14 protein-coding genes are annotated in these 13,564 nt (G+C 50.5%); 6 read left to right on the top strand and 8 right to left on the bottom strand.

The genetic code is table 11. The features are described from left to right. Positions 1–9 precede the first annotated feature (9 nt). The 3 genes from WCN91_RS08790 to WCN91_RS08780 all read right to left on the bottom strand — a co-directional run bounded on the left by WCN91_RS08790 (position 10) and on the right by WCN91_RS08780 (position 2,641). Positions 10–564 carry a mechanosensitive ion channel domain-containing protein gene (locus WCN91_RS08790; protein ID WP_342678200.1) on the bottom strand — a complete coding sequence of 185 codons (555 nt, stop codon included), beginning with the start codon at positions 562–564 and terminating at the stop codon, positions 10–12. 73 nt (positions 565–637) lie between these two features. Beyond that, a complete protein-coding gene (locus WCN91_RS08785) occupies positions 638–2,299 on the bottom strand; it encodes a POTRA domain-containing protein (protein ID WP_342678198.1) in 1,662 nt (553 codons plus the stop codon). A 51-nt stretch (positions 2,300–2,350) separates the two neighbouring features. Continuing rightward, positions 2,351–2,641 (bottom strand): DUF3630 family protein, encoded by a 291-nt coding sequence (locus tag WCN91_RS08780; RefSeq protein ID WP_342678196.1) that lies wholly within the window; start codon positions 2,639–2,641, stop codon positions 2,351–2,353. A gap of 44 nt (positions 2,642–2,685) precedes the next feature. On the opposite strand from WCN91_RS08780, the gene WCN91_RS08775 reads away from it, so the two are divergent. Beyond that, positions 2,686–2,970 (top strand): c-type cytochrome, encoded by a 285-nt coding sequence (locus WCN91_RS08775; RefSeq protein ID WP_342678193.1) that lies wholly within the window; start codon positions 2,686–2,688, stop codon positions 2,968–2,970. Positions 2,971–3,122: 152 nt separating this feature from the next. Here the strand turns inward: WCN91_RS08775 and recQ are convergent, their stop codons facing one another. Further along, positions 3,123–4,940, bottom strand: coding sequence for a DNA helicase RecQ (recQ, locus tag WCN91_RS08770; RefSeq protein ID WP_342678191.1), 1,818 nt, complete (start codon positions 4,938–4,940; stop codon positions 3,123–3,125). Between the two features lie 130 nt (positions 4,941–5,070). Here recQ and WCN91_RS08765 point away from each other — a divergent pair, with 130 nt between their 5' ends. Both WCN91_RS08765 and rarD read left to right on the top strand, forming a co-directional pair. Then, positions 5,071–5,523: a thioesterase family protein gene (locus WCN91_RS08765; RefSeq protein WP_342678189.1), complete on the top strand. Its 453-nt coding sequence runs from the start codon at positions 5,071–5,073 to the stop codon at positions 5,521–5,523. A 59-nt stretch (positions 5,524–5,582) separates the two neighbouring features. Then, the gene (rarD, locus tag WCN91_RS08760; RefSeq protein ID WP_342678187.1) at positions 5,583–6,479 is read left to right on the top strand and encodes an EamA family transporter RarD; all 897 of its coding nucleotides are present in this window, start codon (positions 5,583–5,585) and stop codon (positions 6,477–6,479) included. A 64-nt stretch (positions 6,480–6,543) separates the two neighbouring features. On the opposite strand, the gene maoP is transcribed toward rarD, so the two are convergent. Continuing rightward, positions 6,544–6,918, bottom strand: coding sequence for a DUF413 domain-containing protein (maoP, locus tag WCN91_RS08755; RefSeq protein ID WP_342678185.1), 375 nt, complete (start codon positions 6,916–6,918; stop codon positions 6,544–6,546). Positions 6,919–7,012: 94 nt separating this feature from the next. Here maoP and WCN91_RS08750 point away from each other — a divergent pair, with 94 nt between their 5' ends. Both WCN91_RS08750 and WCN91_RS08745 read left to right on the top strand, forming a co-directional pair. Beyond that, positions 7,013–7,870, top strand: a complete 858-nt coding sequence (locus tag WCN91_RS08750) for a LysR family transcriptional regulator (RefSeq protein ID WP_342678183.1) — start codon at positions 7,013–7,015, stop codon at positions 7,868–7,870. Positions 7,871–8,022: 152 nt separating this feature from the next. Beyond that, entirely contained in the window at positions 8,023–8,952 is a 930-nt protein-coding gene (locus WCN91_RS08745) for a porin (protein WP_342678181.1), read from the top strand. 64 nt (positions 8,953–9,016) lie between these two features. Here the strand turns inward: WCN91_RS08745 and recG are convergent, their stop codons facing one another. From recG to asnC, 3 genes are all read right to left on the bottom strand, one after another. After that, entirely contained in the window at positions 9,017–11,092 is a 2,076-nt protein-coding gene (gene recG, locus WCN91_RS08740; RefSeq protein WP_342678179.1) for an ATP-dependent DNA helicase RecG, read from the bottom strand. A gap of 78 nt (positions 11,093–11,170) precedes the next feature. After that, positions 11,171–11,866: a tRNA (guanosine(18)-2'-O)-methyltransferase TrmH gene (gene trmH, locus WCN91_RS08735; RefSeq protein WP_342678177.1), complete on the bottom strand. Its 696-nt coding sequence runs from the start codon at positions 11,864–11,866 to the stop codon at positions 11,171–11,173. A 75-nt stretch (positions 11,867–11,941) separates the two neighbouring features. Continuing rightward, positions 11,942–12,400 carry a transcriptional regulator AsnC gene (gene asnC / locus WCN91_RS08730; RefSeq protein WP_342678175.1) on the bottom strand — a complete coding sequence of 153 codons (459 nt, stop codon included), beginning with the start codon at positions 12,398–12,400 and terminating at the stop codon, positions 11,942–11,944. Between the two features lie 159 nt (positions 12,401–12,559). Between asnC and asnA the strand changes: the two genes are divergently transcribed. After that, positions 12,560–13,552, top strand: a complete 993-nt coding sequence (asnA, locus tag WCN91_RS08725) for an aspartate--ammonia ligase (RefSeq protein ID WP_342678173.1) — start codon at positions 12,560–12,562, stop codon at positions 13,550–13,552. The last annotated feature ends 12 nt before the right edge of the window (positions 13,553–13,564 follow it).

Genomic DNA, 13,564 nt, shown 5'->3' with positions numbered 1-13,564 from the left:
TGATGGCGCTTATTTTTTTGGTCCGAGAATTTTGCGTATCGGCTTGGCTTTGACTGGAGCCTTGTTGAGCACCATAACCGGGCGGGTAACAAAGAGGTTATTGGGGTAGAGCACCTTATGGCCATCAACATGCTCAAGCACCACATTCATCAGCCCCATTTCAACAATACGCCCCTCGACAAAATTGGCGCCATCGATCACCTTGACCCAGTAGCCGATGCGGTAGTCGTTCTGTGCAAACATCAATAAGAATGAGGTCAGGTTGGAAAGCAGTGACCAGCCGGCAAACATGGCCACGCCAAGCATGGCAAACAGGCTTGAGCCCAGCACCAACAGACCACGCAGCTCTATACCCCAAAACACCAGCAGCATACAAATCAGCACTATGGCTAATAAGATCTTCAGCAGCAATTGCGCCCGCTGTTTGCGGTGTGGGTCGACGCGCCCCTGTATGGCTCTATCGAATATTTTTTGCTGTAAGCGCACCAACAAAGGGAAGAGCAGTAGCACCCCCAAGGTGACAATCCATTTATAGTTTTGGCTGACTAATTCCAGTAGCGACACCGACGTTTTCCTATTAATAAAGGAGGCAATAAAAGCAGCTATATAGCATGGAATATTGATGTAACAAAGTGTGTTAGAAGGTTTTTTTCACACTCACCAGCCACTGCAGCGGGTCGACATCATCACTGCGGTTGATGGGGCGGGCGACATCTAGGTGGATCACCGCACCGGCATTGGCACGACTCGGTGCCAGGCGTAAGCCGAAGCCAATATTATGGCGAAAATGGGCGTTGTCCTGATTGTCATGGAACCAGGCCTGACCGGCATCGTAAAAAAAGGCGCCACCCACGCTAAATAACTGCCACAGGTTATATTGCCAGTAATAGCGCTTTTCCACGCTAAACAGGGCGCGACGGTCGCCGAGATCATAATGATGCGGATAGCCGCGCAAGCCGCTGTCGCCACCTAATGGCAGCTGTTTATCTGCGGTGAGACCTTCGGCTGCATCCACCTGGGCCTTCACGTACCAGGACTGGGCATCATCACTGTTAAAGAGATATTCGGCCTGAGCGCCGAAGAAGAGGTTTTCGGCATCAAAGTCTTGCTCGCGTATGGTGCCATCTATGCCGAGCGACCAACGCCATAAGCTTTGCTGGCTGATATAGTGGCTGCGGGCGACATTAAGTTTAACCACGTAGCGGCTGGCGTCATCACTTAGGGAGCTTGGAGAATAGCCGAGCTGGGTGTGGATCTGCCAACCCAGGTTTAAGTCTTCGGTGCGGCTAATGGTATCTATATTATGCACCTTAACAAAGTCATCCTCGAACCAGCTAATATCGATATAGGGATACGACAGGGTGCGCTCCGTGGCGATGGGCGCGTAGGTTTCTGGCAGTTCGTAAAAACGCTCTTTATGGTAACGGTAGCCAAAACGTATGCGCTGAGTCCAATGCTCCGCTGGGCGTCGCGCGATGCCGAAAAACACCTCGCTGTTACTGGTGTCCTGAGAAAATTCACTGATCGTTTCGCCCTTATCATAGAGCTTTTCATCGCGTTTATTACTGCCGTAGGCAAAGCCGTAGCTATAAGGGGTGTCCAATGAATAAAAGGGGTAACTCAGGGACAGCCAATGGCGTTCGCCATCGCTGTTGTCGGCATATTCAAGGCGGCCCTGGTAACGGCTGCCGAAAATATTGGGGTCGGCATAGGTAAATTCGTAGCCGTTGCGTTCATCATCATTGGTGCGCACCAAAGACAGGCGTTTACCCCAGCCTAAAAAGTTACTGTCGCGAAAACCAAAGGTGGAGCGGTTTTCGCCGCCGCTGCGGCTAAAGCTGATCTCCGGCAGCAGAGTCCAAAGCTCGCGGGTGGTGATCACTACATCTACAGATTCTTCGCAGCGTTTGGTGGCGCTGATCTGGGCGTCATATAAATAGCCTTGCTGGCGCAGCAGGCGTTCGGATTCACGCAGCAGTTCGGGAGTGTAGAGGTCCCCTTCGCTAAACAGCAGGATGTTTTTCAATACCTGCGGCTCGGTCATAATGTGCATATTATTGGCAAGGTGAAACAGCCAATTGTCTTCGCTTGGCAGGTCGGTATCGAAAATATTGTTTTGGATAAAACGAATGCTGCCGATTTGGAGTTTGCCATCGGCATCGGGGAGTGGCTGTTTATCGGCGAGTTGTCGCGATAACAATTGCTCTGAATCGGGAGCCAAGGGTTCACTTTTACACTGCGCTAAGGCCTGCCCTTGCACTCCTACTAAGATCCCTAAAATCACCGCTAGCCGTTTCATCTAACTCACTATTTTTTTAGCTTCCGTTATTTCAGTCTACTGCACAAAGCGTTAATTTGCGCTCAAATAATCTGTTAAACTTTCAAGAAGTAACTCGGACTCGGTGCCACTGGCGGCGATCCACAGATTATCGCCATAATATTCAAAATGCAGCTCAAAAGGACAATTGCGGTAATGAAAGCGCAGCATATGGCGGTCGGCGCCTTGGGAAAACTCGCCTATGCTAATTTCATCCTGGTGCAGAAAAATCTGCCCCCAAAAATCGAATTCATCCGCTTCCGGCATGATATCCGGATTAATGATGATCACCTGATGATCTCGGTCTAGACTTAGAGTGGTCACTTTTTTACTCTCTCTCTATCTATATGAAATATAGTTACTTCATTTTGATTTTATTGCTGGCTTTTGAAGTGAGTGCCGAGCCCTTGGCGGCTCGCTGCCAGAGCTGTCATGGCCTCGATGGTATTGCTCGCAATGCCAACACACCACATTTAAAAGACCAGCATATTGCCTATTTGCGCCAGCAGTTACTTGATTACCGCACCCGTAAGCGCCGCCATGCGCTGATGTCGGCCATTGCCGCATCCTTAACCGAGCAGCAAATTGATAAACTGGCTAAGTTTTACGGTCAGCCCCATAGTCAGGGGGCACATACCAATTCACTTAAATAGCTAATCATTCTAGCGGGCTCAATATCGTGCTAACTGTGTTGGAATTTTTCGATGTAGAATACTACATAAGAAAAATTCCGCCTTGTTATCACATCATTTATCCAGCGCTATCTCTGATTACATACTTAACAGAATTGGTATCAACAAGCGGATTATTCCGCAGATAAGTAGTTGCGGATCAGAGTCATAAAGGCGCCACCATATTTAGTTAACTTGCTAAAGCCGACGCCGGAAACCTTTAAAAACTCGGTATCATTGGTGGGCATAGATTGTGCCATCTCCGCCAATGTCTTATCGGTAAAGACCACATAGGGCGGCACATCGTCTTCATCGGCGAGCTGTTTACGCAAGGCGCGCAGCTTAGCAAACAGTTTCTTGTCGTAGTTAAACTGCGCCAGCTTATCCTGAGATACGTGCTGGGCCTGTAGCCGTGGCTCGGCCAGTTGCAGTTGGTATTCACCTTTTAATACCGGACGCGCCGCCTCGGTCAGGCATAAGATTGAGCCCTGGCTGATATCCTGATGCAGCAAGCCCTGATGCACCAGCTGGCGCAAGATACTGAGCCAGTATTCGCCGCTGTGCTCCTTGCCTATGCCATAAGTGCTCAGGGTATGGTGGTTTAAATCGCGAATACGCTGAGTATTGGCGCCGCGCAGTAATTCGACGATATAACCTAAACCAAATCTCTGGCCGGCGCGATAGACACAAGAAAGCGCCTGTTGTGCCACTAAGGTGCCGTCAAAACGTTGCGGCGGATTAAGGCAAATATCGCAGTTGCCGCAGGCTTCGCGCTGATACTCACTAAAGTAGTTAAGCAGGATTTGCCGGCGACAGGTTTGCGCTTGGGCAAAGCTGGCCATGGCATTAAAACGCTGCTCTTCAACCCGACGTCTTTGCTCGTCTTCGATATCTTCAAAAAAGCGTCTTACCCTGGGCACATCGGCAGGGTCGAAATACATAATGGCCTCGGCGGCCAAGCCATCACGGCCAGCACGGCCGGTTTCCTGATAGTAAGACTCGATATTTTTGGGGATATCGTAATGCACCACAAAACGCACATTGAGTTTATTGATGCCCATGCCGAAGGCAACCGTGGCAACCACGATTTGAATATCATCCTTGGCAAAGGCGTTATGGACAAAATGGCGGGACTCATTGCTCATACCTGCGTGGTAGCCGGCGACGTTCAGTCCGGACTCACTGAGCTTTTGTGCCAGGTCATCGACTCGTTTGCGGCTGGTGCAATAGATGATGCCGCTTTGTCCGCTTTGGGTGCGCAGATAACGCAACAGCTGGGCAAAGGGCTTAAATTTTTCTTCCAGGGTGTAGCGAATATTGGGTCGGTCGAAACTGCCGATATGGATATAGGGGGAGGTAAGTCCCAGCTGATTGACTATATCCACGCGCGTGGCGCTGTCGGCGGTGGCCGTCAGTGCCATCATAGGCACTTGGGCAAAGCGCTGTTTTAACTCGCTTAAACGGAAGTAATGGGGGCGGAAATCGTGTCCCCAATGAGAAACGCAGTGCGCTTCATCAACGGCTATTAAACTTAAATGCAAATAACTCAGGCGCTCGAGGAACTCATATTGCAGCGCTTTTTCCGGGGCCACATATAAGAGCTTTAGCTCGCCATCATGGAGCTGCTGATAAACTAGCTGCTGTTCTTCACGACTGAGGGAGTTATTAATAAAGGCGGCCTTAACGCCCTGGGCATTAAGTTGAGTGACCTGATCCTGCATCAGTGAAATCAAGGGGGAGATCACCAGGGTGAGCCCTGGCAATATCATGGCTGGTACTTGATAACAAAGGGATTTACCACCGCCGGTCGGCATCAAAACGAGCGCGTCTTGAGCCGCCAGCACGGCGTTTATCACCTGCTGCTGACCGTCGCGAAACTGGTTATAACCAAAAACCTGTTGCAGAATTTGCTCTGGCGTTGGCTCGTTGAATAATGCGGATACTGTGCTCATGGCGAGCTATTTTAGAGCCTTTTATTGACCTTGTCTGTAGGTGCTGCATTAAAGGCGAGAACTTTGCTTAAAAACTAATCTCGCGCTAGGATGGACTCATCTTACCAGTATCATCAAATTAGAGAATGTCATGGAAAAATCCTTCGCCTATGAGCAGTTAGCCCTGCTTTTTGCGCAAATGCCCTTTAGTCAGCTGCTTGGCATAGAGATCACGCATCTTGATGGCGAGTCGGCGCGCATTCATATGCCCTGGCGGGATGATTTGATTGGCAACCCGCAGCAACGCATTTTACACGGCGGGGTGATCTCCTCTTTGTTAGATACGGTGGGTGGTATTTTGGCGGCGGCTTCGGTGGTGGATAAACTTGATGGTGAGCCCCTTACCAGTTTGAAAAGCAGGTTGGCTACCTTGAGCACCATAGACTTGCGCAGCGACTATTTACGCCCAGGTAAGGGCGAGCGTTTTAGCGCCAGTGCCGTGTTGATCCGCTCAGGCAATAAGGTGTGCGTGTGCCGGATGGAACTGCATAATGAATTGGGAGTGCAAATCGCTTATGGCACAGGTACTTATTTAGTCGGATAGTGCTAGCTCTGCGGCAGGTGCGCGCGTAAAATACGCTTTTTAGTTAGTGTGGTTCCCTTATGTCGTCCCATCCAGAGCAAAAAAAGGGTGTGCTCTTTGCCGCATCAGCCTTTGTTATGTGGGGTTTTGCCCCTGTTTACTTTAAACAACTGCTGCAGGTGCCAGCGCTGGAAATCCTGGCGCATCGCATTATTTGGTCTGTACTGTTTTTGGCAGTGATCGTTGCAGTAGTTAAGCAGTGGCATAAGGTGCAGGCGATCATAGCGAAGCCCAAGTACCTAATCATGCTAGTGCTCAGCGCGTCTTTATTGGGGTTCAACTGGTGGCTGTTTATCTGGGCGGTGAATAACGACCATATGCTCGATGCCAGTTTGGGCTACTACATTAATCCTCTACTAAACGTGTTACTTGGGGTGACCTTTTTAGGTGAGCGTTTGCGCCGTTGGCAATTGGCCGCCGTGGCCTTGGCGGTCACTGGGGTGATTATCCAGGTGTTAAGTTTTGGTTCCTTTCCCGTGGTGGCTTTTGCCTTAGCCGGCTCTTTTGCTATTTATGGTTTGATCCGTAAGAAAATGCCGGTGGAGTCCTTACCCGGTTTATTATTAGAAGCACTGATTTTATTGCCGGCGGCACTGGGCTACTGGTATTTTATGACCCCCACCGCCAGCTCGGATCTGACCAGCAACAGCTGGCAGCTTAACCTGCTGTTGATCAGCGCCGGTGTGGTGACCACCTTGCCTTTATTATGCTTTACCGCCGCCGCCAAGCGCCTGCAATACGCCACCATAGGCTTTTTCCAATATATAGGTCCGAGCCTGATGTTTATACTGGCGGTGCTGTTTTATGGCGAGGTATTCGATGCACAGCGGATGATCACCTTTGCCTGTATCTGGGGGGCGCTGGTGATATTCAGCTATGATTCCTGGCGCTTTAGCCGCCGTCGCCTGGCCGTATAAATGCAAGCAGTTTAGCGGGCTAAGCCCGCCTTAGCTGCAAATTCCGAGCAAAAAAAACCTGGAATTAATCCAGGTCATCTGCATCGGTTTCAACTTCCACTTCAGGCGCATCGTAGCTGCGCTTGCGACCAAACAAGGTAAAAAATCTGGCCTTGCTGGTGGTGAGTTTAAGGTATTTAATCCAGGCGCTTTCAATCGGGTTGATTGGGGTCGACAGCCCGGTTGTGGCCGCGACAAAGTGCGCTTGGGTGTCGTTGCTTGGTTCTACTGTTTTTTCTTGCAACGCCTTTAATAAACGACCATGCTGTTCGAGGATTTCTGACTCGAGCAGGGTGAAGTTACCACTGCGGCTAAAGCCACGAGGAAACTTTTCATCGTTATAAAATTTATGATCACATGGAAACGCTTTGCGTAACTCGACAAGTTGATTGGCCGTCATAGCAGACTCCTTTTTACAAGAGATTTCGGCTGGAGTATGGTACAGAAGCCTGGTTTTATTAAACAAAAAATTTTTATCGTGAGGATAAAAGCGAGTGGATATCGATTTACTTAAAACCTTTATCGAAGTAGCGCGCACCCGCCATTTTGGCCGGGCTGCGGAAAATCTCTACATTACTCAATCTGCGGTTAGTTTTCGTATCCGCCAGCTGGAGCAAAGCCTGGGGGTCAACCTGTTCTTGCGTCAGCGCAACAATATTCAGCTGACACCACCGGGGGAGCGCTTATTGCCGCACGCCAAGCTGATTGTCACCGGAGTGCAGCGGGCTAAGCTGGATGTGGCTTTGGCCGATAATATGCGTCGTCAGTTGGCGCTGTGTGGCACCGCTAATATCTGGGATGCGTTTTTGCAATTCGGTATCGCCCATGTAGTCTCGGCCATGCCGGGGATCTCCCTAGTTGCCGAGGTGAAAAACCAACAGGAAAGCACGCGACTACTACTGGAACGCACCTTGGACTTAGCTGTGCTGTTTGACCTGCCCAAGGTGGATGAATTGGTGGTGGAGCCCATCTGCACCCTAGATATTATTCCCTTATCAAGCTATCCGGACGCCACCGCCGAGTCCTTTTTCAATAACCAATATGTGTTTGTGGATTGGGGCACGGCCTTTTCTTTATGGCATGCCCGTAACTTTGCGAACTCGGCGCCGCCGTATTTTCGCACCAGTACAGGGCGTATTGCCCTGGAGTTGATCCTCCGTTGTGGCGGCAGTGCCTTTGTGCCCAGAGTCCAAGCGCAGCAATACCTGGACTCAGGTGAGCTGTTTTTAGTTGAAGGGGTGCCGCAAACCTCGCGGGATATATTTGTTGCCTTCCACAAGGATAATGAGCAAAAAGATCTGATTGAAAAGTTGCAGCAGCAACTACAATTGTTGGGCGAAAAAGTTACCTAAAAATATTAATTTAAGACAATAAAATGAAAGTTTAATTTCATATGGGTGACCTTTTGTTGAATATTAGATTGCAGCTGTCATATTTTTGTAATTTACTGCTGGCAGACTGCACGCATTGAAACTCTTGTTGCGATTTTTTTAAGGAAACAACTATGCGATTTGCTCCTTCTGCGCTAGTAGTAGCGGTACTATCAGGTCTATCATTCAACGCTCTTGCCGAGGTTGATATCTATGGTAAAGCCAATGTAACTATACAGTCTTCGGATGAAGGTGAAGGTTCTTTCACTGAAATCAAAAGTAATGCATCACGCCTGGGCTTTAAAGGTGCCGAGAACATAAGTGAAGGTTTGGACGTAGTTTATAAACTTGAATTTCAAGTAGACGTTTCCGATGCCGATTCTAAAGGCGACGACGATAACATTACCGCTCGTAACCAGTATGTTGGTCTTAAAGGAAGCTTCGGTCAAGTTGTAGTGGGTCGTAACGACACCGCGCTTAAGCAATCTCAAGGTAAAATTGACCAGTTCAACGACCTTGAAGGCGATATCAAAAACATCTTCAAAGGTGAAAACCGCCTAGGCAACTCAGTAACTTATACTTCTAACAGCTACAGCGATTTCCGTGTGATCGCCAGCTACATCGCCGAAGACGATGTTGATGCGGATGACGGTTACTCGGTAGCCGTGACCTATGGTGACCAGGGTCTTAAAGAAACTAACTGGTTTGCCTCTGTAGCGGCCGATAGCGAAGTTAAAGGTTATGACATCGTACGTGCAACGGTACAAACCAAGCTAGCCGGTTTTAAACTAGGTGCCATGTACCAGACTCAAGAACCTGTAGATGGTGGTGAAGACGCAGACGGCTTCCTAGTAAGCGCGGCTTACGCTATCGACAAAACTGTGCTTAAAGCCCAGTACCAAACCATGGACTTCGACGGTCTAGACCGCTCGGGCATCACCGCGGGTGTGGATTACAAGTTCAACAAAAACACTAAGTTATTCGGTTTCTACACTAAGTTTGACGACGATGCGGCGGAAAACGATGAAGACTACCTAGGCCTAGGTATTGAATACAAGTTCTAAGCCGGACTTAAAATTGATCAGCCCCGACAACTTTGGTTGCCGGGGCTTTTTTATGTCTCTGGAGTTATGCCTGGGCGTAGCTGGAACGCCCGGCAAGCCAACGCTGGCTCAATGCCATGGCGGCTTGCGGGTGCTCGTGCAGCAAGCGTTTGGCCAGAGGGCGTAATTGGCCAATCAGTGCCTTGTCGCGCTCCAGGTCGGCAATTTTAAAGTCGGTCATACCGGTTTGTTTGGTGCCGAGCACCTCGCCGGGGCCGCGAATTTCCAGGTCGCGTTCGGCAATGACAAAACCATCGTTGCTGTCGCGCAGCACTCCCAGGCGTTGTTGCGCCGTGTGTGACAGGGGCGCATGATACAGAAGCAAACAATGAGACGCGGCGGCGCCACGGCCGACTCGACCACGCAGCTGATGCAGCTGGGCTAGGCCTAAACGTTCTGGATTTTCGATAATGATCAGACTGGCGTTGGGCACATCAACACCCACTTCGATCACAGTAGTGGCCACTAACACATCCAGCTCACCTTTTTTAAAGCGAGTCATAATGTCTTGTTTTTCATCCGCCTTTAAACGCCCATGAACCAGGCCGATACGCAATTGCGGCAAGCGCTCGCTCAGTTCTTCGGCGCTCAGCTGAGCCGCCTGACATTGCAGCGCATCGGACTCTTCAATCAGGGTGCACACCCAGTACACCTGACGGCCGTGCTCCTGCACCGCATGGCGCACCCTGTCAATCACATCATCCCGGCGGCTGTCGGGCACAACTACTGTGGTGACCGGTGTGCGCCCCGGCGGCAGCTCGTCGATAATGGAGGTTTCCAAGTCGGCATAGGCGGTCATCGCCAGGGTGCGCGGGATAGGGGTGGCGGTCATCACCAGTTGGTGCGGGTAGCAGTCGCCAAACTTGCCTTTTTCTCGCAGCGCCAGGCGCTGATGTACGCCAAACCTGTGTTGTTCATCGATAATAATCAGCGCCAGGTTGTTAAACTGCACCTGCTCTTGAAACAGGGCATGGGTGCCGATAATCATTTGTGCCTGACCACTGGCCATATCCTCGAGGGTTTGCTCTCTGGCCTTGCCCTTGGTTTTGCCACCGAGCAGGGTAACCGTTAGGCCCAGCTCGCTAAACCAGCGCTCAAAATTGAGGGCATGTTGCTCGGCAAGGATCTCGGTCGGTGCCATAAGCGCCACCTGATAACCGGCGGCAATGGCGCATAAGGCCGAGAGCGCCGCTACTAGGGTTTTACCCGAACCAACATCGCCTTGTACTAGGCGCATCATGGGGTAGGGCTGCTGTAAATCGGTTTTTATCTCCGCTACCACCCTTTGCTGTGCTCCTGTGGGAGCAAAGCCCAGTGATGCTAAAAAGGCTGGCTCCAAGGCATGAGTCGGCGCCAGGGTGACGGCTTTGTGCGCCTGTGCTTTTTGCCTTAACGCCAATAGGCTCAGGTTATGGGCGAGCAGCTCTTCAAAGGCGAGGCGCTGCTGTGCCGGATGAGTGCCCAGCTCCAGCGCCTGCATATCTGCGTCTATGGGAGGCTCATGAAGATAACGCACGGCATCGTTCAATGCCCAACCGGCGGGGCGATATTGCTCTGGCAGTAATTCTTCAATGGGCGCGCGGGCCAAAACCTGTAAGGCTTGCTCCACCAGGTTGCGCAGGGATAACTGTTTAAGCCCTTCCGTAGTCGGGTAAATGGCACTGAGGTGAGTTTGAGTCGGCAAGGATTGGGCGCTGTCGCTAATGCTGTATTCCGGGTGGGCCATTTCCAGCCCTGCATTGCCACGGCGCACCTCGCCAAAACAACGCATCACCTTACCCGTTTGCATGGCATTTTTTTGTGCTGCGGAGAAGTTGAAAAAGCGCAGGGTAATGCGTCCGGTGCCATCGTTGAGCTGGCAGAGCAACATGCGCCGCCGGCCAAAGGTGATGCTGGCGTTTTCTATGGTCGCTTCAATACAGACATGGGTGTGCGGTAGCAGCTGATTGATGGCCACGACTCGAGTTCTGTCTTCATAGCGCAGCGGCAGATGCAGCAGCAAATCTTGCACGGTTTGGATGCCGAGCTTCTTGAGGCGCTCGGCCATTTTCGGGCCCACGCCTTTAAGTTCGGTGATCGGGTAAGTATTGAGGCTCGACAATGGGCACGTCCTTGAATCTGTAATGACTTAAGTGTACTGATCCAAGGGGTTGCCTTTCAAGTAGTTAACCGCCTCTAGTTAACCTTTGCGCTTGTAACGTAGAGTGTTCCAGAAGGTCTCATCGGCGATGATTTCGCCCTCGTCGTCCAGCGCCGGGTACGAAAGACCCTTTTCTTTACACTGCTGGGCTATGATGGGGTGGCAGCCTTCAAACAATAATCTGTGCTTAATGCCTGGGTCGAGCATATCGCGCTCATAGCAGTTTTTAGCCTCGCGCTGGCGCTGTGCTTCATACAAGATCAAGGCGGCGGCGACCGAGACATTCAGGGATTGCACCATGCCGCGCATGGGGATCACTATGTGTTTATCCGCATGGGCCAAGGCCTTATCTGAAATACCTTCGCGCTCCTGACCAACAATAAAAGCGGTGGGCTGAGTGTAATCGATATCGCGGTAGTCGACGGCATCATCACTTAGGTTGGTGGCCAGTAGCTGTACGCCTGGGATCTGCTCGCGGATTTTTGCCACCGCGGTGTCGATATCGTCGTGCATATGGGTTTCCACCCAGTTTTTACTGCCGCCCGAAGTGTTATTGGTGAGACGACGTTGCTCTTTTGGCCAGACCGCGTGGACATTATGACAACCCACGGCATCGGCGGTGCGCACTATGGCGGAAAGGTTATGGTGCTTATGTACCTCGTCTAAACATACTGTGAGGTCGGTTTGTCGTCTGTCTAATACCTGTTTTACTCGGTGGTAACGCTTGTTGGTCATGGCCCAATTCGACTGCAATAAAAAAGTGCCGGGATTATACGCTAATCAGGCAAGTGCAATCCAGCGGCGCACCCCTTAAGGGGCAACGTTGCGATTAATGGGGTTTTGTAAGGAGATCAGGGTTTCCGTGGATTGGATCGCCTCAATGGCCTGAACCTTGTTGATCAGCACGTCTTGCAGATGCTCGATGGAGCGGGTCATCACCTTAATAAAGATGCTGTAGTTGCCCGTGGTGTAATAGGCCTCCACCACTTCATCAAGCTCGCGCAGGCGCTCCAAAGTCTGTGGGTAATCGCGCGCGTTATTGAGATTTATGCCGATAAAGCAGCAGACATCATAGCCCAATCGTTTGGCATCAACTGTCACCTGAGTGCCGGTGATCACCCCGGCCTGACGCATTTTCTCAATGCGCACATGTATGGTGCCAGCGCTTACACCGCATTGTTTTGCCAATTCAGCATAAGGAGTGCGGGCATTGGTCATAAGGGCACCGAGTATGGATTTGTCGAGATTGTCGAATCGATAATTTGTCATGGTGAAATACGCCTTTAATTAAATTTTATCTAATATTTTTAAGTTAAATTGATTTTTGTTTTTAAGTAAAGCTATTTCTTTTAGATGGTGTTGAATGTTTATTTGATTGCGGTATTGTTTTTAATAACGAAGCAATCAGCAGCAATGGGAATGAGAGCCATGAGCCAAGAATTTATTCAACAACAACAAAGAATTAGTGCCGTAAAACAGGTTTTTTCACAGCAATTGGCCACGGCCTTAAACCTGGTTGAAGTGCAGGCGCCTATTTTGGCCCAGGTTGGCGATGGCATGCAGGATGAGCTAAGCGGCCATGAAAAAGCGGTATCTGTGCAGGTGAAAAGCCTGCCGCAGCAAAGCTATGAAGTAGTGCATTCTCTGGCTAAGTGGAAACGCAAAACCTTAGGTGACTATGGCTTTAGCGTTGGCACAGGTATCTATACCCATATGAAGGCGCTGCGTCCGGATGAGGAAAGGCTAAGCCCGATTCACTCCGTGTATGTGGATCAATGGGATTGGGAAAAGGTTATTTGCGAGCGCACCGAGCGCAGCCTGGCTTCACTAAAAGACACTGTAACCAGCATCTACGGTGCTCTTAAAGCCACCGAAGAATATGTTGCCCGCGAGTTTGGCATTGAACCGCAGTTACCAGAGCAGATCCACTTTGTGCATGCGGAAAAACTTCGTCAGGAATACCCTGATCTTAGCGCTAAAGAACGTGAGCGTGCCATTTGTAAGCGCTTGGGAGCTGTGTTCTTAATTGGTATCGGCGGTAAGTTGGCCGATGGTCTGCGCCATGACGTGCGAGCTCCGGATTATGACGATTGGTCAACCACGGCGGAGGAAGGGCTGCCTGGCTTAAACGGTGACATTCTAGTGTGGAACAAGGTGCTTGAAGATGCCTTTGAGATTTCTTCCATGGGTATTCGTGTTTGTCCCGAGTCCTTATTGACTCAGCTTGAGCTGAGCGGCCAAAGCCATAAAAGTGCGATGCCTTGGCATCAGGCGCTACTGGCGAAGGAGTTACCGCAAACCATAGGCGGTGGTATAGGCCAATCGCGACTGGTCATGTTGCTGTTACAAAAAAGTCATATCGGCCAGGTGCAGGTTGGCGTGTGGTCAGAAGAAGTGAAGCAACGCGAAGCTTTACTCTAACGCCAATCCGTT

The organism is Pseudoalteromonas qingdaonensis (assembly GCF_038739665.1).
Lineage (GTDB): Bacteria > Pseudomonadota > Gammaproteobacteria > Enterobacterales > Alteromonadaceae > Pseudoalteromonas > Pseudoalteromonas qingdaonensis.
The sequence above is the reverse complement of the archived record's forward strand: the minus strand, read 5'-3'. Positions and strand labels throughout refer to the sequence as shown.